Raw genomic sequence first — 565 nt, forward strand, 5'->3', positions numbered from 1 at the left:
TCTTCAGGTCTTCGCATCAACCGTGCTGGTGACGACGCGGCGGGTCTCGCCATCTCTGAGAAGATGCGCGGGCAAATCCGTGGTCTCGATATGGCCTCTAAAAATGCACAAGATGGCATTTCAATGATTCAAACTGCTGAAGGCGCATTGAACGAGACACACTCGATTCTCCAACGCATGCGCGAGCTTGCGGTTCAATCGTCGAATGACACGAACACGACAGCAGATCGTGGCGAAATTCAGAAAGAAGTTACACAGCTCGCAAAAGAAATTACACGTATTTCTGCAAATACAGAATTTAATACTCAGAAATTGCTTGATGGATCAGACGCAGACGGTAAAGTGTTCCACATTGGAGCAAATGCTAGCCAAAGCCTGACACTAACAATTGGTGCAATGGATGCTACTACTTTAGCTGTAGCTACTGGGGCGGGTGAAGCAGCTACTGTTGGAATTGATGTTTCTACACAAGCAGCAGCTAACACAGCTATTACGACTATCAATACAGCAATCGAAACGGTCTCAGGAGAACGTTCGAAACTAGGTGCCACACAAAACCGTCTCG

General features: G+C 47.3%; 1 protein-coding gene. It reads left to right on the forward strand.

Annotated features, from left to right (window positions below; all coding sequences use genetic code 11):
- Positions 1-565: flagellin N-terminal helical domain-containing protein (locus KNO86_RS14585; RefSeq protein WP_214697383.1), on the forward strand; the 565-nt coding region annotated here is incomplete at both ends.

The sequence above is a fragment of the Exiguobacterium sp. s160 genome (genome assembly GCF_018617575.1).
Classification (GTDB): domain Bacteria; phylum Bacillota; class Bacilli; order Exiguobacteriales; family Exiguobacteriaceae; genus Exiguobacterium; species Exiguobacterium aestuarii_A.